This is a genomic window from Cognatundibacterium squillarum (assembly GCF_014652435.1).
In the GTDB taxonomy this organism is placed as follows: domain Bacteria; phylum Pseudomonadota; class Gammaproteobacteria; order Burkholderiales; family Burkholderiaceae_D; genus Undibacterium; species Undibacterium squillarum.
Window position 1 is genome coordinate 319866 of the sequence record NZ_BMYU01000002.1, and the last position, 26333, is coordinate 346198.

21 protein-coding genes and 2 pseudogenes are annotated in these 26333 nt (G+C 53.0%); 9 read left to right on the forward strand and 14 right to left on the reverse strand.

Annotation, left to right across the window (positions count from 1 at the left end; all coding sequences use genetic code 11):
* Together IE092_RS05645 and IE092_RS05650 are read right to left on the reverse strand one after the other, a co-directional pair.
* Positions 1-1215 (reverse strand): ABC transporter permease, encoded by a 1215-nt coding sequence (locus tag IE092_RS05645; RefSeq protein WP_189356058.1) that lies wholly within the window; start codon positions 1213-1215, stop codon positions 1-3.
* Positions 1216-1226: 11 nt separating this feature from the next.
* On the reverse strand, positions 1227-2441 hold the full coding sequence (locus IE092_RS05650) for an efflux RND transporter periplasmic adaptor subunit (protein WP_189356059.1): 1215 nt from the start codon (positions 2439-2441) through the stop codon (positions 1227-1229).
* Between the two features lie 308 nt (positions 2442-2749).
* On the opposite strand from IE092_RS05650, the gene IE092_RS05655 reads away from it, so the two are divergent.
* Positions 2750-3016, forward strand: a complete 267-nt coding sequence (locus IE092_RS05655; protein ID WP_189356060.1) for a hypothetical protein — start codon at positions 2750-2752, stop codon at positions 3014-3016.
* 80 nt (positions 3017-3096) lie between these two features.
* Here the strand turns inward: IE092_RS05655 and IE092_RS05660 are convergent, their stop codons facing one another.
* From IE092_RS05660 to IE092_RS05690, 6 genes and pseudogenes are all read right to left on the reverse strand, one after another.
* On the reverse strand, positions 3097-4077 hold the full coding sequence (locus tag IE092_RS05660) for a lipase secretion chaperone (protein ID WP_189356061.1): 981 nt from the start codon (positions 4075-4077) through the stop codon (positions 3097-3099).
* Positions 4077-5006, reverse strand: coding sequence for a lipase family alpha/beta hydrolase (locus IE092_RS05665; RefSeq protein ID WP_189356062.1), 930 nt, complete (start codon positions 5004-5006; stop codon positions 4077-4079). The genes IE092_RS05660 and IE092_RS05665 overlap by 1 nt, the downstream gene beginning before the upstream one ends.
* Before the next feature lie 318 nt (positions 5007-5324).
* Positions 5325-5725 (reverse strand): annotated as a pseudogene (locus IE092_RS18765) (IS5 family transposase); the annotation flags it as partial.
* Positions 5726-6465: 740 nt separating this feature from the next.
* Positions 6466-6783, reverse strand: a pseudogene (locus IE092_RS18770) (IS3 family transposase); the annotation flags it as partial.
* A gap of 317 nt (positions 6784-7100) precedes the next feature.
* The gene (locus IE092_RS05685) at positions 7101-8057 is read right to left on the reverse strand and encodes a DMT family transporter (RefSeq protein ID WP_189356337.1); all 957 of its coding nucleotides are present in this window, start codon (positions 8055-8057) and stop codon (positions 7101-7103) included.
* A 194-nt stretch (positions 8058-8251) separates the two neighbouring features.
* The gene (locus IE092_RS05690; RefSeq protein WP_189356065.1) at positions 8252-9880 is read right to left on the reverse strand and encodes a DUF418 domain-containing protein; all 1629 of its coding nucleotides are present in this window, start codon (positions 9878-9880) and stop codon (positions 8252-8254) included.
* Between the two features lie 527 nt (positions 9881-10407).
* On the opposite strand from IE092_RS05690, the gene IE092_RS05695 reads away from it, so the two are divergent.
* From IE092_RS05695 to IE092_RS05730, 8 genes are all read left to right on the forward strand, one after another.
* Entirely contained in the window at positions 10408-11052 is a 645-nt protein-coding gene (locus IE092_RS05695; protein WP_189356066.1) for a DUF4291 domain-containing protein, read from the forward strand.
* Positions 11053-11054: 2 nt separating this feature from the next.
* Positions 11055-11774, forward strand: a complete 720-nt coding sequence (locus tag IE092_RS05700; protein WP_229793054.1) for a hypothetical protein — start codon at positions 11055-11057, stop codon at positions 11772-11774.
* Positions 11775-12446: 672 nt separating this feature from the next.
* Entirely contained in the window at positions 12447-13583 is a 1137-nt protein-coding gene (locus IE092_RS05705) for a porin (protein ID WP_189356068.1), read from the forward strand.
* A 139-nt stretch (positions 13584-13722) separates the two neighbouring features.
* Positions 13723-14874 carry an N-acetylneuraminate epimerase gene (locus tag IE092_RS05710; RefSeq protein WP_189356069.1) on the forward strand — a complete coding sequence of 384 codons (1152 nt, stop codon included), beginning with the start codon at positions 13723-13725 and terminating at the stop codon, positions 14872-14874.
* A 134-nt stretch (positions 14875-15008) separates the two neighbouring features.
* Positions 15009-16115, forward strand: a complete 1107-nt coding sequence (gene nagA / locus IE092_RS05715; RefSeq protein WP_189356070.1) for an N-acetylglucosamine-6-phosphate deacetylase — start codon at positions 15009-15011, stop codon at positions 16113-16115.
* A complete protein-coding gene (locus IE092_RS05720; protein ID WP_189356071.1) occupies positions 16099-17121 on the forward strand; it encodes an SIS domain-containing protein in 1023 nt (340 codons plus the stop codon). The genes nagA and IE092_RS05720 overlap by 17 nt, the downstream gene beginning before the upstream one ends.
* 252 nt (positions 17122-17373) lie before the next feature.
* The gene (locus tag IE092_RS05725; RefSeq protein ID WP_189356072.1) at positions 17374-18522 is read left to right on the forward strand and encodes a sialidase family protein; all 1149 of its coding nucleotides are present in this window, start codon (positions 17374-17376) and stop codon (positions 18520-18522) included.
* 165 nt (positions 18523-18687) lie between these two features.
* Positions 18688-19899: a sialidase family protein gene (locus IE092_RS05730; protein WP_189356073.1), complete on the forward strand. Its 1212-nt coding sequence runs from the start codon at positions 18688-18690 to the stop codon at positions 19897-19899.
* Between the two features lie 153 nt (positions 19900-20052).
* On the opposite strand, the gene IE092_RS05735 is transcribed toward IE092_RS05730, so the two are convergent.
* From IE092_RS05735 to IE092_RS05760, 6 genes are all read right to left on the reverse strand, one after another.
* The gene (locus IE092_RS05735) at positions 20053-21039 is read right to left on the reverse strand and encodes a hypothetical protein (RefSeq protein WP_189356074.1); all 987 of its coding nucleotides are present in this window, start codon (positions 21037-21039) and stop codon (positions 20053-20055) included.
* Positions 21036-21893: an ABC transporter ATP-binding protein gene (locus IE092_RS05740; protein ID WP_189356075.1), complete on the reverse strand. Its 858-nt coding sequence runs from the start codon at positions 21891-21893 to the stop codon at positions 21036-21038. Before IE092_RS05740 ends, IE092_RS05735 begins: the two co-directional genes overlap by 4 nt.
* A complete protein-coding gene (locus tag IE092_RS05745) occupies positions 21893-22258 on the reverse strand; it encodes a GntR family transcriptional regulator (protein ID WP_189356076.1) in 366 nt (121 codons plus the stop codon). Before IE092_RS05745 ends, IE092_RS05740 begins: the two co-directional genes overlap by 1 nt.
* A gap of 431 nt (positions 22259-22689) precedes the next feature.
* Complete coding sequence (locus IE092_RS05750; RefSeq protein ID WP_189356077.1) at positions 22690-24324, reverse strand: methyl-accepting chemotaxis protein; 1635 nt, start codon at positions 24322-24324, stop codon at positions 22690-22692.
* A 17-nt stretch (positions 24325-24341) separates the two neighbouring features.
* On the reverse strand, positions 24342-25457 hold the full coding sequence (locus IE092_RS05755) for a sialate O-acetylesterase (protein WP_189356078.1): 1116 nt from the start codon (positions 25455-25457) through the stop codon (positions 24342-24344).
* On the reverse strand, positions 25454-26332 hold the full coding sequence (locus IE092_RS05760; RefSeq protein WP_229793081.1) for an ROK family protein: 879 nt from the start codon (positions 26330-26332) through the stop codon (positions 25454-25456). The genes IE092_RS05755 and IE092_RS05760 overlap by 4 nt, the downstream gene beginning before the upstream one ends.
* Position 26333 lies beyond the last annotated feature (1 nt).

A 26333-nucleotide genomic window follows, 5' to 3' on the forward strand; every position in this document is an offset into this window, starting at 1 on the left:
TCAGGCGCGGATAGCAATCACAGGGTCCAGCCGTGCGGCGCGTAAGGCCGGTGCCAGCGCAGACAGCAGACCGGTCAGCATCGCCAGAACAACTGCTCCACCGAACAATGCCGTGTGAAATTCCAGCACCCACATCGGCGTGCCATCTGGATTGCGCGCAAAGTGTTCCCACAGCAGTAATCCGGTCGCACCGAGCGAGCAACCAATCAGTGAACCACCCAGCCCGAGCAACCCGCCCTGCAACAAAAATACCCTGAGAATTTTTCCCTGCGTAATCCCCATCGCCCGCAAAATCCCGATTTCACGCGACTTTTGCACAACGGAAACCACCAGCACACTGGCAATCCCGAATGCCACCGATAAACCTACGAAAAAGCGGATTGCGGTGTTGGCGGTGGTTTGCGCGCTGATTGATGCAAAAAACTGGGCGTTATTGTGTATCCAGCTGTCTGCTTCGATGCCGGTCATGCGCGTCATTTGCCGCGCCATGTCTTCTGCCGCCCAGACATCGATGACCGTGACTTCCAGCGTGGTGGCTCCGCCGGGCAAACCAAGCAGGCTTTGCACCGTGCGCAGGGATACAAAAGTCGTGCGCTGATTCGCACCACGGCTGCCCAGATCAAAAATACCGGACACCGTAAGTACCATCGCAGAGCCGTTACCCGTGTCGAGTCTGACTTTGTCACCAAGCGAAACCCCGAGATCAGATGCCAGATCAGTGCCGATCAGAATATCGCTGGCCCACAAACGCGGCTGGCCTTTCACGATTTTTTCCGGAATCGCGACGATACGGAAATAATCTTCCGCCTCCACACCAACCACCGACACCGAACGGCTGCCACCGCCACGGGTCAGCAATGCCGCGCCGGATAGAGTCGGTGTCACGACTTGCACACCATGCATTGCCTGCAGGGTTTTCTTTACCGATTGCCACTGATCGATAGAACGCACCCTTTGCACTGGCGCCTGAATCGTGGCGGCTTCCTGCTCACGCAAAGGTCTGGCCTGTTCTTTCTGATTCAGTAACTGCACGTGGGATTGGCCGGTCAGCACGCGTTTGATGAAATTACCCTGCAATCCGATCAGCAATTCCGACATGAACACAATCACCGCCACGCCAATGGCAATACCGCCCATGATAAACGCGGTCTGCATGCGTCCTTCTTTCAGAAAACGCAGCGCAACGATCCATTCAAACGGCAGCCAGTTTTTCATGTGCCCTCCGCTTACGGCGCTGCAATCCGCACACGTTCTCCGGCTTTCACCGCAGACTGTGCTGACAGCACCTGATCACCCTGCACCAGCCCTTGCAGTACTTCGGTTTGCCCGCCGGCACTGGCACCGGTGCGTATCACCCGCTTTTCTGCTTTGCCATTGCTGACCAGCATCACCCAGGGTTCGCGGCTGTAGGGTTCACGGATCGCGGCACTGTCTATCAGCAATGCCTGCGGATGGCTGGCGACCTGAATATCTACCGACGCCGTCATATCCTGACGCATTTCTGCCGGTACTTTCAACACATCCAGTTTGACGGTAACTGCGCCGGTTTGCGCATTCACCGCAGGATTGATGTACACCAGTTTTGCCGGAAAACGCTGCTCAGGAAACGCATCCAGCGATGCCACTGCAGCTTGTCCGGTTTGCAGATGGCGCATACTCTTTTCATCGATCTGCACCACCAGTTGCGGCGTTGCCTGCGGAGACAGCGTCATCAGAATTTTACCCGCCTGCACCAGATCTCCGGGCTCCACCTGCCGCGCGATCAGCACACCGTCTGCCGGTGCGGAAATGCGGGTATATGACACTCTTGCTCTGGCAGCGGCGGCACTGGCTCTGGCAGTTTCCAGCGTTGCCAGCGCAAGCGCGGTATCACTGCCTTTCGGGGCGGTACCTGCCGCGTGGCGTACTGCGACCTGCAAAGCGGCTTCCGCCACCTCAAGATTTTTTTGCGATTCGTCGAGCGCAGCCTGACCGATAAATCCGCGTTTGAATAAATCCTGCTGACGCTGATGCTGGCTGCGCACGGTGTCGCGTGTGACCATGGCCTGCCGCAGACTTTGCTCCGCCACCGGCGCATCCACCTCACGCAATTGCCGGAGTTTTGCTTCCGCCTGCGCAATTTGCAGTTCTGCCTGCGCCAGCAAAGCTTCACTTTCTCTGGCATCCAGCACAATCAGTAACTGCCCTTTGCTGACCTGCTGCCCTTCCATCACCGGTACCTGCAATACCTGCGCGGTAATTTGCGAACCCAGATCGATTCGATGTGGCGTTTCCACTCTGCCACTGGCAACCACGGTCTGAATAAAATCGTGGCGCTGTACGGTGTACACCTCCTGTTGCGGATGGCTGCTGTTAAACCAGATCAGACCACCCACCAGCAAAACAGGCGCGAGCAAAAACCACCAGCGAAATTTTTTTTGCGTAGTCGGGGAAGTTTCCATCTGCAGAGTCTCCGGCGAAGTCTGTTGATATTGTTTCAGTCACACTGCGGCAAGCACTTGCGCCAACACAATAATGAAGCTGGAAAATGCAATCGGTATTGAGATGATTTACAAGGTTAACACATGTCACTGACATGTCAGTGATGCCGAAATGACACGTTAACTTCAGATAAAGGCATTCAATCGGAAGAAATTCGCTCTGAAATAGCATCAGCGCAGGTCTGGCACGCGCTTTGCAATACTCGTATTGTCAGACTGCGAAACCGATCGCACTGACCCGTTTCTTAACCATTTCAAGGAGCATCGCAATGACAACAACTACCGTTGGCGGCTGGTCTGCATGGGGTCCGGTTACACCAGAAGAAAAAACAATTTTCGCAGAAGCCCTGCATGGCTTCGTCGGCGTTAACTACACACCGCAACAGGTTGCCACACAACTGGTTGCAGGAACCAATTACCGCTATAAATGCCTGGCTACCTTGCCGGGTGAAGCAATTGGTCAGTGGGAAGCCATCGTACAGATTTATCAGCCGCTGAAAGGTGCGCCGCACATCACACACATCACACCTGTGTGATACACCACAAAAACTGACAGACCGGCGAATGCCATGCGTGCTTAATGCCGCATGGCATTCTGCAATTTCCCGGCTGAAGCTTATGTTCTGCCTTCGTACGCCGCCAGCCTTTGCTGTTCCTGCGGGCTGAAATACTGATTACGCAGCGATTGCAGCGCCATTTGCTGTGCCGGTGTCAGCGTGGCGGGTAAATGCAGCGGGCCATCCGGCAATTGCAGTAACTGGCGCAATGCCAGCTGATATTGCTGAATACGACTCGTCCACTGTTGCTCTTCGCGGTCCAGTTCCTGTAAACGGTAAGCTGCATCGGCAGAAAACTGCATGGCACGGAACTGATACACATCCTGCTCACTGGCACCGGACACGCGCATTTGTGCCACTTGCTGTTCCACGTTCTGTATCCGTTGCGGCGCTTCGCGTTCTTCTTTCAGACGCGCAGGCAGACTGGCATCCAGTTTTGCATACGCCTGCAGTTTTTGTTCTGCGCTCAGCTGGCTGTCTTCAAAAATCTCCATACGCCGCAAGGCATCGGTGTCGCGCAACTCTTCCAGCGCAAACAAAGCAGCCGCATCTTTTTCAGAAAACACAGTCACGCGCAACTGATGCAAACGCGCCAGCCTTGCGCGTAAGCGCGCAGCAGTTGATAACTGACTGCCCGCCTCTGCTTCTTCTTTTTCCAGTACCACCAGCGCCTTTTTATATTGCAGATAACGGTTCAGCAATTGCTCCGCCTGCGCAAGTGCTTTCGGTGACAAAGACAAGCGCTGGCGTAACTCTGCGCGAATAGCGGTCAGAATATCCGGCAGCGATTTCTCGCCCTGTGCCGACAAATAATAGTCAAACAGATACAGCAGTTCCGGATCGGTTTGTAACTGCTCCTGCCGCACCGTGAGTTGACCATCCGGTCGTGTTCCCTGCATGCTGGAAGCAAAGACCGGCGCCGCCGGCGTGCTGACTGTAGCAGCCGGCACACCGGCTGCCGGTTCGGTGACAAACCAGACAAAACCAGCCACCGTCAGAAAAACGCCCGCCGCAGCGGGCAATACCGGCAGGCTGCGCATTACAGACCCATGCCCTGCAGGCGGTTGGCGTGCTGGCGGAACACTGACACCGGATTCACTTCAAACAGATTCACAATGCCCACGCTCTGGTTGATTTCATCCGCATGGTTCATCGCATAATCATCGCGAATCACTTTACCCAGATGGCTGGAACAGGAAGACACCAGACCATCATTCTTCGCGCCGCCGAAAGCCAGACCGGTTACTGCCAGCGCCGGATCCAGAATATCCAGCACATTGGTGTAATTCGATGCGCCACTCCATGAGAAATAGGCAACACCATTGACCTGATACGCGCCCTCGCCGCAAGCTGTGGTCGGTAAACCGGCCGGATGCGCAGCATTGAATTTTGCCGAACCCGCCGTTGACAAAGATTGCGCGGCCGCCAGTGAATTCTGTGGCAATGTGGAACTGCCGGACAGCAGCGACAGCAATTTACCGAGGCCAGTAGCAATCGTCGTAATCACATCGCGTGACAAACTGCCCGGCGGCGCGATGCCCAGCAGAATATCCGCCACCGCAGAACCTTTGTTAACGCCTGCCACTGAAGTTGCCGACGCCACCAGATCCGGACGTACCGAAGCCACATAACGGATGGTAGGCCCGCCGTGGCTGTGACCGATCAGGTTCACTTTCGGTTTACCTGTGACCGCGACGATTTTTTTCACTTCCAGCAAGAGCTGTTCACCGCGCACTTCGGTGCTGTTGGCTGCCGACACTTGCGGCGTGTACACCGTTGCGCCGCCGGAACGCAGTGCGGATGGAATGCCGTAGAAATATTCCACCGGCCCGATGTTATCGAAGCCGAACAAACCGTGTACCAGCACAATCGGATAACGGGTCTGGGTGTAACCTGCTGCCTGAGTCTGGGCGGCGGTGAAAGTGGCGCTGGCGGCCAGCAGCAGTGCTGCGATACGACGAACTTGCATGGGTGTCTCCTGTTTATTGTGGGTAGATACGGACTGCAAAGTGACGCTGCGGTCAGTATAGAAGCCCCCGTTGACAGTGTGACATCCCATGCCGTTTTCGGCGTGTTTTTAGAGTATTTAATCTGGAATTAACTGATGTTTACGCGACATTAACTGCAATTTAAGCGACGTTAAAAGATTTTGCATCGCAACAGAATCAGCCAGTCGCAGATAACAAAAACGCCGGAAATGCTGAATATTTCAGCAATCCGGCGTTATTTGCAGTGCAACAACCCCGTCTTCTACTTCTATCGTCCATTAAAAAGGGGATGATTACCCATCGACCACAACATGAATCTTGCTGCTTAATCCTCCACGTGAACGGCCTATCGATTGCCGGCCTGCCTTTTTTTGGCACCGGCTGAATGCTGATGGGCACGCGCAATCGTACTGTCTATCATCAATAGCTCCATGTCGCTGTCATTACTGACAGCATCAACGATTCTTTGCCAGACACCCGCTTAGCGCCAGCGTTTGAAGCGCGTGTATGTCGTGTGCCGATTACCTAATTCTGCTGGTAAATTCCGCCATGGCGAGCTGGTACGAACTATCCAAAGAACGGCTTCAATAAAAAGTCTGTTATCTTGCCCTGAGCGGCCTTTATCTCCTGCCTTACCAGGTAACAAGGGTGCTAATTTCTGCCGCTGGTCATCGCGTAATATCTTGCGTACTGAACGCATTTCTGGATCTCATACTTCAAATACCGAATGTAAACTCATTTACCTAAATGTTAACAGCCCCAGTCACTATGCCTTTACATCCACGTAGGCTCTCATCGTCATAGATAGTAAAACCAGTTGGCTTTTCCGCTCCAGGTTCCAACGTCCGTTTCTCCTGTGAATATCGTAAAAACTCCCCAAACGGTGCAGACTTTCTGTTTGAATTGGGCCTCACCCATACGAGCGCATCTTTAATGAACACTTGAGAGCGCCATCTTTTTCCGTAGACATCAACTAGTACAGCTCTGCCATCGAGAGAAAAGTCTATGTGATCGAAAGTTGCCTCGCCGGCTGCAGGATGGACTTGTTTGAATGGCCAGCAGCCAACTACTTTTCTCATGTCAACGCCTTTACTGAGATCAGCAGTCCTGATCCAGCCTTGGACATTTGGGCCATTCGAACGTTGCCACAGGCCATCGGAACTTCGCTCCACCATTCGTGTTAGCCGGCTGGTTGCGGGCAATTCGCCAACCACCGTGCTGGTAGGCGAAGGGGCCGTGAATACCTGCGTACTGAAAGAGCTCGCGCGAGTGCCGAAGCCCGCCTGTGCTTTTGACGCACCAGCGACTCCCGATGCCGTAATAAGGATCGCTAGTTTTAGAACGGACTTCAGTATGAAAGAGTTCCTATTCATCGCTTCAAGGAAATGTGAAGGTGGTTATTGGGCTTCCCTCGGTATTTAGTTCACTATAAGGCGAATGTTAGGCAGCGAGATTCTCTTGATTTTGTTTCTTTATCCAATCTTCCAGATATTGAACCGGCAAGCGGTAACCTAATGTGGAATGCTGCCGCGTTTGATAATAAAACACCTCAATATATGCAAAGCTCGCCGCTTTCATAGCATCATGTGTTACATAGCGAATTCCATGATATCGCTCATTTTTGAAGCTGTTAAGTCAGCTCTCGGTCGGTGCATTATCCCAGCAATTTCCCTTACGAATCAGGGAGCAAATCATGCCAAACTCCGTGAGCTTGCTCTGAAACGCTTTACTCGCATACTGACTACCACGATCTGAATGATGCATTACGGAATAAGAGCGCAGGGTCATATCTTGTATTGTGAATTTGATGCTCAAAACCGCCTACTGCGGAGATCATCAATCCGCTTGTCACGCTCCTTGCGAGCCGTACAGAGGAAAGGTCAGGTGCACGGTGCAAGGAGTGCGCCAAGCTAGCGTTAGGAGTTGCGAGACGGTTTCGGCTTCGATGAGCATCAGCGCCAAGTCAGTTGGGAAGAAAGTTCACTCCGTTTTCATTCACAGCCGCGCTTGCGCCGTGAGTCAGAAAGAAGCAACGCAAGGTCAAACGCATCTCGCGGGTATTTATGAAATGATCTCTAATGTGCCGATTCCACGGCACCGACCGGACGTATCCGTACTGCCAGAATCACACCCAGCACCAGCAAAGCGATGCCTGCCAGAATCTGCAAAGGTGGAAATTCACCGCGCAAAACAAAGGCGTACAGCAGTGCAAACAGGGTTTCAAACACGATCAGCTGTCCCGCCAGCGCAGTTGGCAGGCGCTGGCTGGCTTCGTTCCAGCACAGGGTGCCCAGCCACGATGCCAGTAAACCCATCGCCAGCATCAGCAGGATGAATTTCTGCGGTGTCGGGCCAAACGGAAATGCCACGCCGCCACTTTCCGGCAGCAAACCGATGCCCGCCATCAGAATCGCCGACAGCGGCAGCGTCATCAAACCTTGCGCAGTGGCCCATGAGCGCGGGCTGCGGTCGGGGTGGTTACGCAGCCAGTCTGCATTGCGCACCGGATACCAGGTCCAGCACACGACTGCCAGACAGGCCAGCAACACGCCGCTGCCATAGGTTTGCAGCGACCATTCGCCACTCTGCTGCATACCCTGCATTTCTGCATGATTCACCAGCAGAATGCCGCTCAGAATCAGCGCCAGCGGAAACGCCAGCAAACGCCACGGCAATTGCCCGTCGCGCTGCACATTGCGCCGGTTCGCGGTAATCGCAATCACCACCGGCAAAGTACCAATGATCATGGTCGGCAATGCGCCGCCGGCACGCTGAATCGCGCTGGCCAGACACAGGTAGTACAGCAGGTTTCCCACCAGCGCCAGCTTCAGCGCCTCGCGCCAGTCTGCCGCCGACAAACGCCGCAGATTGTGCCGGTCCAGCCAGCCCAGCGGCAATGCGATCAGCCCGAACGCCAGATAGCGCCCGGCAGACAATAGCATCGCCGGATACTCCGCCAGCATCAGCGGCGCGATAAACACCAGCCCCCACAACATCCCCGCAATCAGCGCAAACCCTATCCCCGCCGCCATACCCTCTCCGCCACTAGCCTGCCCGCTGGCACAATCCCCCAACATACCAGAAGCCCGCGTAAGACCGCCAGCAAAACCGGTTTTCAGGCAAAAAACAGCCAAAATGCGGAGTTCAGCACAGCGATCCGGCGGTCGTCGGCAGAAAGTGCGGGGCTCCGTAAAGCGTGAATGACGATACTGGCACAGCCGATGGATCAGCGGGTGCGCGTTATCCGGTTCTCAGGCAAAGTCCAGTAGGTAATCGCACGCCATACCCATTCCATCGGCCCGTAACGGAAACGTGCCAGCCACCAGTGACTGAAAGCGATTTGCAACAGAACGACGGCGAACACGAAGACCACTTGTTTAGCGCGCTCCATGCCATACCAGCCCAGACCATAGCCATAAAAAACCGTACTGGCGATCAGGCTTTGTCCTAGATAATTGGTCAGCGCCATGCGTCCGTAAGGGGCTAATTGGAGCAAATACTTCGCACAGCGGGTGTGCATTAAACAGACCAGCAATGAGAGATAGCCTAAGCAGGCAGGTAAATCGCTCAGATCATGCATGCTGCTTGCCAAGTCAAAAGCCTCGTCATTTTTTCCCGGAAAATGTTCCGTCGCAAAGTAGGCAGAAGCTAAATTAATACTCCATCCGATTGATATTCCTGCCCATGCCAGTTTCTTAAACTGCGGAATATAGGCACCTGCATTTTCCATGATTCCCAGACGCATGACACCGTACCCGATTAAAAACATGGCAATCGCCGTCAGTGCCGCAAAAATTCTTCCGTCATAACTTTCAGCTAAATCGCGTGCGCGAAGCTTCACCAAATCGACATACGAGTTTTTCTGATTGAGCTGCTTTTCCTCACCGGACTCGCCGCTTTTTCCATCACTCGCCTCAATATTTTTCTGTTCCTTCTTTGGAAGAGTATTCTGAACTTGTCTATCTTCAGCTTGCTGAACCGTCGTGACCGGAATTGCGACTTTTTGATCACTTTGTGAATCTCGCTTAACCTGCACTACGGTATTTTTCTCGGAATGAAAGGTCACATACTTATAGGTGTATCCTGCAACGGCTATTAGGAAGATACCGAGATAATAAATCACGCCAGCGGCAAGCGGTCTTTGCTCGGGCGTGCGATGAAAACGTTTCAGTGTATAGCTCAAGACAAAACCAAATACCGCAATCAGGAAAGCAATCAGCGCAACATCCTTTTTCTCTGAAAACACCGCCATTCCGGCTGCGAATAACAGAGACAGAGAAGCAATAACGGCATAAAAACCATGCACAATGCCTCTGTCATTGCGTAAGTACAAAGCAATCCAGCCCGCCATCGCAAATACGGCCGCAATACTATAAAAATTCTCCGTAGCAGGTATGAAAGCAAGTGCGCCGAACAAGCCCGTACCTAATACATAAACCCTGACTGGCGCAAATAAAATCAGTAGTAACATGCTGGCAGTCGCCGCGTAGCTGAGCAGGATATCGCAAGACCACAGAAGAATATTATGCAAGGTACCAAACACTGCCAGCACAGCAACGCGACGGGCATACGGTTTTAAAAATTCACTGCCTCTGGCTTGCGCACGGGTCAGCATCACTGCAAACCCCATACCAAACAGGACAGAAAACATAGTCCAGAATTTACCCGTGACAAAGTATTCAATGCAAAATGCCGCCAGCCAGTTCAGTCCCGTTAAGCCATGCGGAATTCCTTCTCCGATTTCACTTGTACTGCGGTTAAAAAACTCGATATTCATCAGAAAAATACCGATCAGCGCAAATCCGCGTATCACATCCAGTACTTCAATACGCTCATTGCCGGCAATCGGTGCCATTCTGGATGTTTGCTGAACCGGCTTCGCTTCCGTCACTGGCTCGGTTTGATTCTGTTCTGTCTGCTTTTGCTGCGATGGTGATTCGGATACTTCCATCGTTAAACTAAGTCCATCTGACTGCATAAAATTTTTCTCAAAAAAATATCTGACGCTGACACACTGCCAGCGTTAAAAATTGAACCGGTGCGATGTTGAAATGTGAAGCAGGTTCTCAAATACTGCGCTGGCTGAAAACGACCTCACTATTACACCGCACTTTAAAAATCATTAATAATAATTCATTTATATTCATATTGGTGGTATATAGAAAAACAACTCTATTTACCGCTCAGCCCGGATCAAGCTTAAACGGCCAGTGTCGTCTGGTATGCAGTTTTACAAAAAGCCATCAGAAAATCAGCCATCCCTGAAAGGAAATTTTTCCGGAAAAAGAATGACTGAATCAAAAAATACAGACGCAGCGTTGCCGCTATCCGAATGCCGAGTATGCATGGCATGATAAGGCCTTCGTCTCTTTGATTCAGACCATGACATTAACCAATATTCCATCTCACCAGATCCGCGCGCAATATGACGCGCACACTATTCGTGTTTATCAGGCTTATTCTGATGAGATCGCAGAACCGGCTTTGCGTGCCGGAAAATTCGTGACGCCGCCCTTCAAACTGGAACGCATGACCTGGATTAAGCCATCATTTTTATGGATGATGTATCGCGCCGGCTGGGGATACAAAGACAGCGGACAGCAACGTATACTGGCGATTGATATCACGCACGAAGGCTTTGCATGGGCACTGGAGCACAGCTGCCTCAGTCATGCGGAAGGCACAATGAGTAAAGAGGAATGGCTGAATCTGAAGCACAGTAAGCCGGTGCGTGTGCAATGGGACCCGGAACGCGATCTGCAATTACAAGCCCTGCCTTACCGCGCCATTCAGATCGGCCTCAGTGGTGAAGCTGTGAATTTGTATGTGAACACATGGACCAAAAGCATCAGCGATGTCACACCGCTCGCGCATCAGATATATGCCTTGTTACAGGCGGGTGATACAGCAGCGGCAGCTGCTTTGCTGCCGCAGGAACGCGAGTACATGCCTTTGTATGGTGAAAATTTACAGGCTGTACAATCTGATTCAGCCGGAATGTCACCCGCTTGCCGGTCGGATACATAACAGTGAAGAAAGGAATTTTTATGCGATTAAAAACACTCTTGGCAAGTGCCAGCTTAATGTTTGCCACACATGCCGGTGCGAGCACCATTAGGCAAGTAAAGCTGACCTGCCCGGTTGGCGGCGAAAAATTCGAAACAGTCCTGGCAGGCTCGGGGACTTCGTACGGGCAGAATCTGGATTTTCGGCATTACGGCCCCATTATCTCGCCCTGGCCGGTTGCCCGTTGCCCGTCTAATGGATTCATTATCTACAAGGACGAATTTACGAATGAAGAACTGGCGCAACTCAAACCTTTCGTCGCCAGCGACCGGTATCAACAGATGGCAAAACGCCATACAAACTATTACCTCATTGCGCAGTTGCTGAAATACATGAATGACTCGCCAGAAGCGATTGCCGATGCGTTGCTGAAAGCGAGCTGGGAAGCGGATGACAAACGATATCCGGCCTACGCAGAAGAAGCGCTGAATGCGTTCCTGCAACTCGAACAGATTGCAGCGAAGGATGACAGAGAACGTATATTCCGTCAGTTGATTGCAGGTGAGCTCGAGCGTCGTTTGCAACGATGGGAAGCGGCTGAGGCGCGCTTTAAGACCCTTATCAGTGATCCTGCTCTGGAAAATCAAGAGCGTGCGATTGTTGAGTTGCAGTTACACCTGGTTAAAACCCGTATTTCCAGTACGCAACGCGTACCAACATTAGAAAATAAGAAGCAAAAATAGGTACTGACTGCACAACTACCCTGATTTGCCGGGCACGCCGGATATTGTCCGAAGACCAAAAACTCGTTTCGGAAGCCCGAAAATGCCCCAAATGCGGTGTTCAGCACAGCTATCCGGCGGTCGTCGGCAGAAAGTCCGGCTCTCCGGAAATGGCAAATGACGACTTTTGCACAATACCGGGCACTGACAGGACACCTTCACAGGGGTTTCAACTTGCCGCATCTGCTGCATGGTGGCTGCGGACGGAAGACAGAGCGCAGATGACTCAGCGCGCTTCTGGCGGCAGCTTCCTGTGCTGAACACCGCGCATTTATGAGGCTATCCATCAGCGTTAATCTGACACGCCACACCGGTCTTTACAGTTAACAGGCGGCTGAATAGCTGCTGTCCGGTCTGACAAAGTCATTTCTCGCGTTCTGCATCCGCTCAAACACCCGATTTATTAGCGAAATTTCATTGTAAATAAGCGAAATTGCATGAAGTTTTGATCATTCCCGCTGAAGTGGTGCGGATTTTCACATGAAAGTGGCTGAATTTCGCAACACCGCATTTCTTGTTGTTTGACATTAGATGTCATATATCTGTACACTGGTTTCACAGTTTGCTGCTGCAGGCCGGGCCGGAGACTGAATATCACCAAAAATCAAGACAACTGAACCTAGAGGAATGACCATGAATCTGAAGCGTAAGCTGATTTGCAGCAGTATCCTTGCACTGAGTTCCACATCCGCGCTGGCAGCGGATCTGAATTTGCCGTTCACTGTATTTGGCCAGTTTGAGTATTCGATCAGCGACCGCGCCGGTATCAAGGAGCAAGGTGACAATCAGCACCGCCAGCGCAGCCATCCGGGCTTGTTGCTGGAACTGGGCAGTCAGCTGCCGCTGAAAACCAGCAGCTTCACTACCGAGATTTTTGTATCGACCAAGCTGGTGTCCGGCGATGCGAACCCGAGCTGGACCAATTCTGTTGGTAACCGCGAAGCCTGGGGCGCGCTGAACAGTAATGAATTCGGTAAATTCCGCTTCGGTCGTCAGTGGGTGGATACTTATATCAACATCATGGACCCGTATGCTTCCGGCGGTAACATCGGTGAAATGAGTGAACTGGGCACTGGTGTTGCCAAAGGCTATCCGGCAGGTCTGACCCGTATTTCGAATGCGATCTGGGCAGACAATTCCCTGACCTACACCAGCCCGAAACTGGCAGGCACCACTACCATCCGCGGTCAGTATTACTGGAATGGTGTCAGCTTCAATGATGAGACACTGGCTTCCGGCACAGCACCGAACGTTGCGCCAAATACCAAAGGTGCAAACGGTTATGTGCTGGCTGCACGCTACGAAATTCCGGCGGTACGTATCGACGCCAGCTTTGGCGGTCAGAAGCAAAATCTCAGCGGCGCGAAAGCGACTGACGGCGTGGTGATTGGCAACGGCGTGTATGACACCACACAACTGGCGCTGGGCGCGATGGTGCCTGTCGGTGATCATAAAGTCCGTTTCCTGATCAATCAGGATAAAACCAAGCTGCCATCCGGTAATACAGTAAAAGATACCGAGCTGATTCTGGGGGCGCACGTTGCGGTGACACCGGCTTTCCATCTGCGCCCTGTCTACATCAATCATAAGGTTGACGGCATCGGTGCAAACACAGCGGACTTCCAGCAAGTACGTGTGGAACTGGGTTACAAGTTCAATATCGGCGAAAAGCATGGCGCTACGACATTGTGGGCGCGTCCTATGTACCGCAAATGGGCAACCGGCGAAAAATTCACCGAACTGCGCGTTGGCTTTACCAGCAACTTCTGATGCATGCGGCGGAGCGCAGGAATGCGCTCCGCATGTTTAAAAGCATCAGGATGATCGCGTTTTGCTATTGATCGTTTTCGGCTGATCTTTTCTGTTCGCAATTTTCTGTTGATTGCTGTTTCCTGTGGAGATGAACGCAATGAAGAAAGTATTTCTGAGCACTGTGCTCGCCGCTGTGCTGTTGCAAACTGCCCTGCCCGCACTGGCAGATGGCACACGCTATCCGGCCTTTCCGGTAGCGGCAAAAATGACTGCCGGCGCAAAAGCCGGCAATGTGATCTATGTGGGTCTGGGTACCGCCGGGAAAGCCTGGTACAAACTGGATTTGTCTGACAAAGATGCCAAATGGACGGCACTGGCCGAGTTTCCGGATCAGCCGCGTGATGCAGCAACGACCGTTACTGTGGGCGACGCCATCTATGTCTTCGCTGGTCAGGGCAAAGCTGATCCGGCGGATAAACATTTGCAAATGTTTGATACGGTCTACCGTTATCTGATCAAAGAAGACCGCTGGGAAAAACTCCCTACCCGCACACCGGTCGGTTTGCTGGCCAGCTCTGCTGTTGTCAGTAAAGAGGAAGTGATTTTCTTTGGCGGTGTGAATCAGCAAATTTTTAACGGCTATTTCCTCGATTATTTCGTGCATTCTGGCGGCCAGAAAGAAAAGCAGGATGCAGTGGCGCAGCATTACTTCGATCGCAAACCGGCGGATTATCTGTTTAACCGGTATGTGCTTGCGTATAACACGGTCACTAACCAGTGGCGCTTTGTCGGTATTGATCCGAATCCCGGTACCGTAGGCGCGGCACTGGCGGTCAGCGGCAACACCATCACCATTACCGGTGGCGAAATCAAACCGGGTCTGCGTTCACGCGAAAGCAAAACCGTGGTTCTGAAAGACGGCAAGCTGGAATGGAAAGCGCAGCAGACGCTGCCATCTGTCTCAGCGACCGAAGCACAGGAAGGCCCTGCCGGTGCATTTGCCGGTTACGCGCAGGGTACGCTGCTGGTCGCGGGCGGTGCGAACTTCCCCGGTGCATGGAAGCAATTCAGCGCCGGTGAAAACTTTGCGCATAAAGGTTTGAAGAAAACCTGGCGTGATGAAATCTACAGCTACAGCAAAGGCCAGTGGAAACTGGCTGGCAAACTGCCGGTGGCTCTGGGTTACGGCTCGGCATTTCAGCTGGATGAAGGCGTGCTGATTGTCGGCGGCGAGCTGCAAGGCGGTGCTGCCAGTGCAGATGTATTTCTGCTGCGTATGAAAGACAAGCAAGTCGAGATCGTTCGTTAAACCGTCGCTCCGGCTTGTTGTTGAAGAACCCAAAGTAGGTTGGGTGCTGCGAGTTTCGTGGTGCGTGATGCAACGCACACGCACCACGTCTTTTTCTGCGCACCCGTTTTTGAATTTTCAGATTCTTTCCCGTTATGCGTACCATCGAAGGCAATCTCTATACCCGTGAGGGAATGCTACCCGGCCGCTTACACACCGGCGCAGACGGCCGCATTACCGGCATTACCCGCTTACCGGCGGATCAGGTACCGGACCGTCTGATATTGCCCGGCTTTATTGATCTGCATGTCCACGGCGGCGGCGGTGCAGATCTGATGGAAGGCGCGGATGCCGCGCATATCCTCAGCCGCACCCATGCCCGCTTCGGTACGACCTCGCTGGTGGCAACCACAGTCAGCGCTGCGCATGAAGATCTGAAAAAGGTGCTGACTGCTATTGCGCCTTTATGCGATACGCGACATCCGCAAAGCGCCCGGATTCTCGGTGTGCATCTGGAAGGACCTTATCTGAACCGCGTCAAACTCGGCGCGCAGCCGGATCAGATTCAGCATGCAGATGCCAGTCGTATCCGTGAATTATGTGAACTGGCGCCGATCCGGATTCTGACACTGGCGCCGGAAATGCTGAGCAATCAAGCCTTACTGCAAGAACTGAGCACCGCCGGTATCCGTCTGCAAATCGGACACAGCAACGGCAGTTACGAACAAGGCAAACGTGCGCTGGAACAAGGTGTCAGTGGCTTTACCCATTTATTTAACGCGATGAGCGGCTTGCATCATCGCGAACCCGGCATGGTTGGCGCAGCGCTGGCACATGCCGAATACGCAGAAATTATTCCTGACCTGCTGCATGTGCATCCCGGTGCGGTACTGGCAGCCTTACGCAGTATTCCCGGCCTGTACGGCGTCAGCGATGCGACAGCTGCAACCGGTATGCCGGACGGTACCTATCTGCTTGGCAGCCATCAGGTCCACAAATGCATGGGCGGTGTGCGTCTGAAAGACGGCACGCTGGCCGGTTCCTGCCTGACGATGGATCAGGCCTTACGCAATCTGGTGAAAATCGGTCTGCCTTTGCAAACAGCATCGGATTGCCTGTCTTTGCGTCCTGCCCGTTATCTGGGTCTGACTGACCGGGGCCAGCTGGCTGCCGGCATGATGGCTGATCTGGTGGTGCTGGACAACGATTTAAAGATCCGGCAAGTCTGGGTCGAAGGAGAAAACATTGAGCTCACTGCTTAAACAAGAGGCGCTGAGTGCGCCGGATGTGGTGCAGTTTCAGGGAGAAACGGCCAGCGAAGCACTGCGCGATTTGTGCGCTGCCTACCATCAGTGCCCGCCCTGTTACCTGATCACGATTGCACGCGGCAGCTCTGATCATGCTGCTGCCTACTTTGCCTATCTGGCGATGCTGAAACTGAAGCGTCCCGTGTTATCGCTGCCGCCTTCCCTGCTGACGCTGCATCAGACCCAGTTTCCGGTGCAAAAGCAATGGGCGTTTGCGATTTCTCAATCCGGCGCCAGTCCGGATCTGATCACCAGCATCAGCCAGTTACGTCAGCAAGGCGCACGCACAGTCAGTCTGACGAATCTGCCGCATTCCGCACTGGAGCAAGTTGCGGAGTGGCATATCCCTTTATGTGCCGGCGTGGAACAAAGCGTGGCCGCCAGTAAGAGCTTTATTGCATCGCTGACAGCAACAGCGCGGTTTGTGGCCTATGCCAGCGACGATGCCAGCCTGATCAATGCCTTGCAAACGTTGCCGGAAAAACTGAAAGCAGCCTGTCAGCAAGACTGGTCTGCGGCAATCAGCGAATTACGTCAGGCCGATAAAGCCTATGTGATAGGACGCGGCCTCAGCGAACCGGTGGCCCGTGAATGTGCGCTGAAGCTGAAAGAAACCTGCGGCATTCAGGCGGAAGCATTTTCCAGTGCTGAGGTCAGGCACGGCCCTATGCAGGTGATACAGCCGGGCTATCCGGTACTGGTACTGGCTCTGCGCGGTCCTGAACAAGCGGGATGCCTGCAGTTTGCCCGAGATATGCGCGAACGCGGCGCACGGGTGTTACTGGCAGCGCCGGATGATATTGCAGAACGCGATCTGACAGTGACCTGCACCGATGATGCCCATCTTGACCCTGTCTCTGCAGTACAGAGCTTTTATCTGATGGTGGAACAACTGGCCCGCGAACGTGGTATGGACCCGGATGCACCAGCCTATCTGAAAAAAATTACCAAGACCGTCTGAAACGGCTTGACGGGCAAATCGCAACAGCGAATTTGCCTGCTTCTCCCGCGACACACCAACCGTTAGCAAAATCATCAACCCATGCAGCATATGCGGTTTGAGCGGATGCTCTGTTTGCGCCATACAACGAAAACAGATTTTGCTGACAACAAAATGCACAGAATTTTGTCCTTTGCCCATCAGGACAATATCGCTGTACGGAGGTATGGGCTATACCTAACGCATCCCGCAAGTCAGGGGGAGGAGACAATAATGAAATTTCAGATGAGTATTCCGGCAATCGCCGTATTCTTTGCAACAGCCAGCATCAGCCTGAATGCCAGCGCCGGGATTCCGGCCAGCACACCATTTCCGGCATCGGATGCCAGCTACGGCTGCTACCGCATTCCGGCGACCGTTACATTGCCGAATGGTCATGTACTGGCGTTCAGCGAAGGCCGTCCTTCCGGTTGCGCCGATTTTGGCAATATTCAGATCGTCATGAAACGCAGTACAGACGGCGGTACAACATGGTCTGCACAAACCGTCGTTGCGCGTAACGGCACAGTGCAGGCTGGAAATCCCGTGCCTTTGCTGGACATGAAAGATCCGCGCTATCCGAACGGCCGTTTGTTTTTGTTTTATAACACCGGCAATGTGTCAGAAAGCACGCTGCGTAATGGCGGGAAAGGCTCTCGCGAGCAATATGTCATCACGTCCACCGACAATGGTTTGACCTGGGATACGCCGCGCAATATCACAGCACAAACGGCAAAAATGGCGCAGGCACCGTATAACGATCCGGCAGGCTGGCGCACGCTGGCAATGGGACCGGGTCACGGTTTGCAACACTCCAGCGGACGTCTGATCGTGCCGGGTAATTTCACTGCAGGTCCGCCGCTTGCAGGTTTTGCCGACGGTCGCGCTTACGTGTTTTACAGCGATGATCACGGCGACACATTCAAAATCGGCAATCCTGCCTCCTATCCGGGCGCGAATGAATCCACAGCCGCAGAGCTCAGCGACACGATGGTGATGCTGAACAGCCGCGATCAGAGTGGCACCAGCAAACGCCGTATCGTTGCAAACAGTGCTGATGGCGGCCAGAATTTTGCTACGGCTGCACCGGATCAGAATCTGATTGATCCTGTATGCGAAGGCAGCCTGCTGAATATTGTCTGGAACGGTAAAAAATATCTGCTGCACGCGAATCCGGCCTCCACCACCAGCCGCTCTAACCTGACCATACGCGCCAGCGCCGACGATGGCAAAACCTGGCCCTACTCCATCCTGATCACGTCCGGCGCTTCCGCATACAGCGATCTGACACTGGTGGATGCCAACAATGTCGGCATCATCTATGAGAACGGTGGCAACGGTATCCGCTTCATGCGCCTGCCTTTAAACATGATTATTAAGTAATCACCTGTTTTTTCCTTTTACCCCCAACTTCTCCAAAGTGGGTTACGGACAAAGCTTGACTGGGCTTTGTCCGTTTTTTTATTCAAAAATGGATACTGCACGTTAGTACAATATCCGCTGATCGGCGTTTCCTGTATAAACTGGTTTTTTAGTTTTGATACCCACATGAAAATCAGATCAGTCACCATCTCCCTTACTGCAGCTATTCTGTGTGCTTGCGGTGGCGGGAGCAGCAATAATCCTGTTCCTGTTGATACCGGGAGCGGTAACTCTTCTGCTGGCGGGAATCAGCAAGTCGCCCTGACCGCGCTCAGCAGCACCCCATTTCCGGCATCAGATGCGAATTATGGCTGCTACCGGATCCCTGCCATCATACGCATGCCGAACGGCGATATTCTTGCATTCAGCGAAGGACGCCCTGCAGGTTGTGCTGATTATGGCAATATTCAGATTGTTATGAAGCGCAGCACTGATGCCGGCGCAAGCTGGTCCGAGCAGGTCGTGGTGGCACGCAACGCCAGTAAGCAGGCTGGCAATGCCGTTCCTTTACTGGACACGAAAGATCCGCGCTTTCCCGGTGGCAGGCTGTTTCTCTTCTATAACACCGGAAATGCGCCGGAATCCACTATACGCAACGGTGGAGCCGGTCTGCGCGAGCAATATGTTATTTCCAGCACAGATAACGGACAAAGCTGGAGCACCCCACGAAATATCACCAGTCAGACCGCAAAAATCGGCGCAGCACCATATAACAATGCGGCAGACTGGCGTACCCTGGCCATGGGCCCCGGACACGGCTTAATGCACTCCGGCGGCAGACTGGTCATACCCGGCAATTTCACCGCTGGCCCACCGCTGGCGGCCTATGCTGACAACCGTGCCTATGTATTTTACAGCGATGATCACGGCGACAGTTTTAAGATAGGAGAACCTTCAGCTTATCCGGGCGCTAATGAAACGACTGCTGCAGAACTCAGTGATGGCAAAGTCATGCTGAACAGTCGTGACCAGAGCGGTGCCAGCCGTCGCCGTATCGTCGCAGTCAGCAGCGATGGCGGTGCGAATTTCGGAACCGCCATGCCCGACAGCACTTTGCCCGACCCGGTATGTGAGGGCAGCTTACTCAATATCGTCTGGCAGGGGAAAAAATATCTGGCGTTTTCGAATCCGGCCAGTACCTCGGGCCGGAACCGTCTGACCATCAGAATCAGCCCCGACGATGGTAAAAGCTGGCCTTACAGCATGCTCGTAACCGCAGATGCCTCCGCCTACAGCGATTTAACGCTGGTCGACCCGAATACCATTGGTGTTATTTACGAAAATGGCAGTAACGGTATCCGTTTCATGCGTGTGCCACTGAACTCAATCATTAAGTAATTTTTTTGCCTCCAACTTCTCCAAAGTGGGTTACGGACAAAGCTTGACTGGGCTTTGTCCGTTTTTTTATTTGTGCAATAAAAAGCCCGTTCAGCTTTTTCAACTGAACGGGAAAAACCACGGTGAAAACGGGGATTAATAAATTTCTGGGAGTCAGATCACGTCTGCGTAGCGGCGTTGGCGGACGGCAATCGCAATCATGATAAAAGAACACAGGACACCGATCCATAAACCCGGGCTAACATATTCGATCAACGCTTGCTGATAAGTGTTTTCCAGAGTAAACCCCGGTACAGTCGTATTTTTTCGAGTTACATTTGCAGCAAAATACCAACTACCCGGAATTAAACTGCAGATACCGCGTACAAATATCTGGTATGTAAATTCGAAAGTATTCCATCCGAGTTTCTCCACTGCATCTGAGATAAGCACTACAAATTCAAAAAGAAATGGCACTCCGACCGCCCAGGGAAAAACACGTGATTTACACAGCGCTGACATCATCAGCATCCACGAAACTGACGGCAGTGCGAAAAGGATGTACAAAGGAAGCATCACAAAAATTCGAGTGAAATCCTGCCATATTTTTGGATTGAACAATACGCTGGCAATCTGTGCCGGACTTAACTGCTGAGTCAGGATAAGAAATGCCATGCTTTTCACAAAGAATAACAGCAGGCAAACCAGAATGACGCTGACAGGCCCATACAGTAATGGGTAAAACAGCTTTGACAGTACGGTAAGCCAGTCCGGCACAGGCAGCGACTTCCAAAATAAGATACTGCGATCAAGGCGATCCGAATGTAAGCCCCCCATCACATACATTAAAGAAAGCATCGCGCTGAAAGAAGCCGTAATCATTAGTTCGTAAGATAAATCATTTACCAAACGCTCGTTGAATACAGTTATCAAATTTCTATACAGATCAACTGGCGCAAAATATATACATGTAAATATAAAAAATGCCAAAAAAACTGCGAAAAATATTATTGGCAACCAGAAAAAAAACTGCTTGTTTTCCCAAAATTCCTTTATCAGCAATTGCTTGAATACATGTATCTGGCTGAAACGACGATTACTTGTATTATTTTTTGGAATCGCCATCTGGTTCAGGGTTCCAAGATCCGATGAAGTCTTCATTGATAATTTCCCTTCATAGCCTGAATAAATACATCTGCAACATTACATGTCTGCAACTCTCCCAGCGCCATCAGCGTTTCCGCATCGACACCATCAAATAACATGATCTGACTGCCCAGTGTTTTTCGCTGATCAACCGGTTTTAAAGCCAGCGCCTGTTCCAGATTTTCCGGTTTAATAGCAACTGCAATAAAACGCTGCTGCAGTTTGTCCATCGTTTCGTGCAAAACGATTTCGCCGTTTTGTATAAACATCACATCCGATAAGATGTTTTCGATTTCTTCGACCTGATGCGTGGTGATGATGATGGTACGTTGTGCATCGTAGTAATCTTCAATCAGATGCCGGTAAAACATTTTGCGGTACATGATGTCCAGCCCCAGCGTTGGCTCATCCAGCACCAGCAACTGCGCATCAATTGCCATTACCAGTGCCAGATGAAATTGCGCCAGCATGCCTTTCGACATTTCTTTGACTTTCATTGACGGTGTTAACTTGGTCGCGGCGATGTAGCGCTCGGCTTTGGCACGGTTAAAGCGCGGATGCACACCTTGCACAAAATCCAGTGCCTGACTGACTTTGATCCAGCGCGGCAGGACGGCAACGTCGGCGACAAAACATACGTCATTCATCAGAGCATCGCGCTGCGTTTCCGGGTTCAGACCGAGTACTGACAACTCGCCATTAAACGGTGTCATACCGAGAATGGCTTTCAGCAGCGTGGTTTTGCCGGAGCCGTTCGGGCCAATGATGCCCAGTATGCGTCCGCGCTCAATATTGAAATTCAATTGTTTCAGAACTTCCGTCTTGCCATATGACTTGCTCAGACCACTGGCGGAGATCATCACATCCATCAGATGCCTCCCTGGTCTTTGTCAGCAATCAGGTCATCAATTCTGATACCCAGACTCTGCATTTTTTTCAGAACTGCAGGCCACTCTTCCTGCAGGAAACGCTCGCGTTCGCTTTGCAGTAAGCGGTCTTTTGCACCATCTAAAACAAACATCCCGAGCCCCCTCTTCATCTCTATGATCCCTTCATCCACTAATTCCTGATACGCCCGTGATACGGTCAGCGGGTTCAGTTCAAAATCTGCCGCAATCTGCCTGACTGAGGGCAAAGCATCACCCGGTGCCAGTTGTGCCTGCAGAATCATTTGCACCACTTTTTCCTTTAACTGCCGGTAAATCGGTGCGTTGTCATGCCAGTTTTGTCCCATCGCTATCCTTTTCGCTTATCCATGCAACATTCCCGTACTCCCGTTGTGTTGGTGTGTTAGTTAACTATAACACCATTACATCGAATTGCAAATTACCCAATTGATTATTTGCAATATTTATTTTTAAACAAGCTCGTCGTGTGCAACCGGGTGATGCCATTGCCGGATTCGCGGGGGTGAAAAAAGAAGAAAGCAATACGGCTCTGCCATATGTCATGACGGCCGAATCAGAAAGGGAGTGCATGCGGCCCGAACCGGGCTAAAAAGGGGAAAATGCGGATTTTTGCATAGTAATCTGGCGGTCGTCGGCAGAAAGTCCGGGCTTCGGAAAACAGGAAATGACGATTAACGCACAATGCTGAGCACGGTGTGTCCGGATCAGCAGTCACAAAATTTGCCGAAACCGGCGCGCAGCGGCCGGCACCGCTGTGTCAGCGCTGGGTGGTTTGCAGCGAAACCCGGGTCCGGTGCTCTTTTTCAAAAAAGTCAATCACTTGCTGCAAGCTGGCAGCTTGCTCGCCGAGCATACTGGCCGAAATTTGCTGCTGCTGCAGTTTTGTCATGCTGTTCGCTGCCTGCTCCTGCAATGCACGCAGTAAGGCAGAGGTTTCATCAATCTGCGTGCGCTGCTGTTCACAGCGCTCGCGGATACCAGCCATGTCGCGACTGACATCGCCGGTGCCGGACACAATGCTGCTCACCCGCTGATGCATCTCTTTCACCAGCAAATCGCCGCTGCTGACACTGTGCTGACTGCGTTCCACCAGTTGCCGGATCATCGCGGCTGCACGGGCGCTGCGTTGCGCCAGTGCACGGACTTCACCGGCGACAACAACAAAACCTTTGCCCGCTTCACCGGCGTGTGCTGCTTCAATCGTCGCGTTTATCGCCAGCATATTGGTCTGCATCGCGATGCTGTCTGCTTCACCCGTGAGCTGCCCGATCTGCTCCGCGCTGGACTGTATCGCCTGCATCGTCTGCAATAAATCGCGGATCGTTGCTTCACATCCGCTGGCAGAACGCGCTGCCTGCCCTGCGCGTTCGTCGGCCGATACTGCACGGGCCTGATTCTCCTGCACCGTGTTTTCCAGACGCTGATTGGCGTCAAGTACCTGATGCAGTACGCTGATCTGATGTTCAGCGGCATCATGGCTGTCCGCACTGCTGATTTGCAGTCCGCTGCCGGTATGCTGCAATTCGCCTGCCTGTGTCTGCATCAGTTCCACCATTTGTATCAGCACACCACGCATACGCAGAATGGATTGCTGTAACTCACCGAGCTCGCCTTTACTTTGCACCCGTACTGGCTGATTCAGCCTGCCGTGGCTGATCGCATCTGCCACCTGCATACAGCTTTGTAAAGGCTGAATAATCGATGCGGCCAGCCGCCGTGAAATAAAGAAACCCGCAATCAGCAAGAATGCAGAGATCAGCAGCATACCGCTGATAACACGACTGCCCTGTTTTTCCAGCGCAGCGATGCTGTTATCCAGTCGCTGGTCCTGCATGCTGATCAGTGCACCCAGACTGGCAAAGTAACGGTTTTGTACCGGTTCCAGATGCTGGGTAACAAAGTTTGCCGCCTCCATAATGCCGCCGGACTCAGCGTACTGCAGGGCCTGCCTGACTGCCGATGCGTAGGCCTGACTATGCACCAGCAAAGCGTCTTTTGAAGGGGCTGAGGGCGATGATGCGACATCCCCTGCCTTGATGTCGGTGAAATCCGCCTGGCGCAATATTGCCTGCAAATCATGCTGTTCTTTTGTTTGCAAATCACGCAGTTTATTTTTTTCTGCGGCAAGTGCATCCGCATCGGTCAGTAACGCAAGGTGACGTATGCTGACCGCAATCAGTTGCAGGTTTTGCTGCTGACCGGACAACAGTTCGCGCTGCGCAAACTGTGTACCCGTCAGCTCCCTGACCTGAACCCGAAAATGGTGTAGAGCAAGGATGCCCGTCATCGCCGCGACCAGCGCCAGCAAGGCCAGCGACATCGTGGCAAGGTTCAGACGGGTTTCGATACGATGCCAGCGTTCAGCCCAGTATGCGGTAATGCCTGCTGCCATGCTCAGTCTCCTGTGATTCACATTTCAGTTAGGGATGTGCTGCCGGCCTCTGCCAGCAGGGCTTGCAGATGAGGACGCAGTGCGGCCGCAAGTCGTGCAGACACTTCACCACGATAAGCTTCAGCTGATAAATGGATGTGTGCCATTTCTGGCGGACAGGTTCGCGCATCCGTGACGGCCGCCGGTAACTGATCCGCCTGCGCCGCCACAGGCCACTGGTGCGCGGGCAGCCAGAAATCAGCATTGGTTGTCTGCGGCTGACCATCGCTTTGCAGCCGCATATCCATCCAGATGCATTGTTGTGGTCTCTGCCTGGCCAGACGCCGGTAAGTATTCAGCACCATGGCATGGGTCGCTTTGCAGTCGTCCCACCAGTACGTTGCTGCCATAAGCAGCCACGGCACCGCATCCCAGCTCCTTTGCGGCATCTGCGCCTGATGATCCGCCAGATCTTTCCCGAAACGATCCAGCATCGCAGTAAATGCAGCACCATGCCGGCGGGCAGCTTCCGTTCCTGCATGTGCATCGCTTTCGCCCTGACACCAGACAACGCCGAGCAAACGGTTATCCGGATGCAGATTGAGTGCATAACGTATGCGGTGCAGCGTATCCAGATACAAAGGTGCGTCTGTGCAACCCCAGCACATGGCACCGTTACTGTTCTGATCTGCGACACCGGGATAGTGATACACCGCACGCCCGACTGATGCCCCGGGTTGCAGGTATTGCCCGGACTCAGTCTCTGAAAGATAAGTGCCGCGCTGGCCCGTCACCATACCCGCACCACCATGTGCCTGTGGCAGCAACAGGATTCCGTAATCTTCCGGCAGCAGCGGTAGCAGCCTGCGTGCAATGAACAAGCCCGGACCAATTGTGCCGCTGTAGCGCAGTTTAGTATTGCCGCGCCGGTTCGCAAATCGCATGTCTTTCACATCATCCAGCACATGCGTTGCCGGAAGAATTTTGTTCCAGCGGTCTTCCCTTGCGCCGTCAGGACGCATGCCACGGTAACGTCCGAGCTGACAGATGCGCTCTGAGATTTCCAGATCCGCCGGTTCCGGCAATGCTTCGGCAAATCCCTGTGCATTCGATTGCCCCGCAATCACCAGCACAAACCAGCGACGCGGTGTCATGAACTGGCTCCTGCCCAGTGCATGATGCCGGCCAGTCCTGCGTCCGCCCCGCAGCGTGCGGCGCTGATACGCGGCGGTGCCGGCACCGGAATGCGACGGAATGCATGTTGTATGCGCTCCAGCATACCGGGCGCAAGACCAACGCTGCCGCCGATTACAATTTCCTGCAAATCCAGTGCCAGATGCTGACCGGCGAGCATCGCTGCCACCGCCTCTGCCGCATGCTGAATCAAGTGCTCTGCGCCGGGCAATTGCGAGGCCAGACTGAACAAGCGGCGGCTGTCGCAGGCTTCACCGAATAAGGCACTGGCCTGCCTTGCGAGACCGGTACCGGAAGCAATCAGTTCCAGACAGCCAGTCTGTCCGCATCCGCACTGCGATTCTCCGTCGCAACTACGAAAATGCGAGGGGATATGACCGATATGCCCCGCCAGTCCGGACTGACCGGTACGTAAGCGGTGATTCAGTACAACACCGCCGCCTATGCCGGTCGATAACGTCACGAACATCAGATCTGCAGGGCCGTTGCCATCCTGCTGACGTGCCAGATATTCGCCCCATGCTGCAGCCTGCGCATCGTTCAGCATGACTACCGGTACATCCATGATGCCGCGCAGAATTTCCTGCAAGGGAAGTCCGTTCCAGAAACCGATAATGTCGTGATTCACGGAAAAGACCCTGCCCTGCTGCACATAACCGGTGGTTGCAACACCGATTTTCTGTATGCCGGTCCACCCTTGTAAAAGACTCGCCAGCAAAGGTGTTAAGTCTTCACGCTGACTCACCATCGGCAACTGACGCCGTTCCAGCACCCTTCCACCCTGCGTCAGTGCGGCAGCAACTTTGGTACCGCCGATATCCAGCGTTGCCAGCATC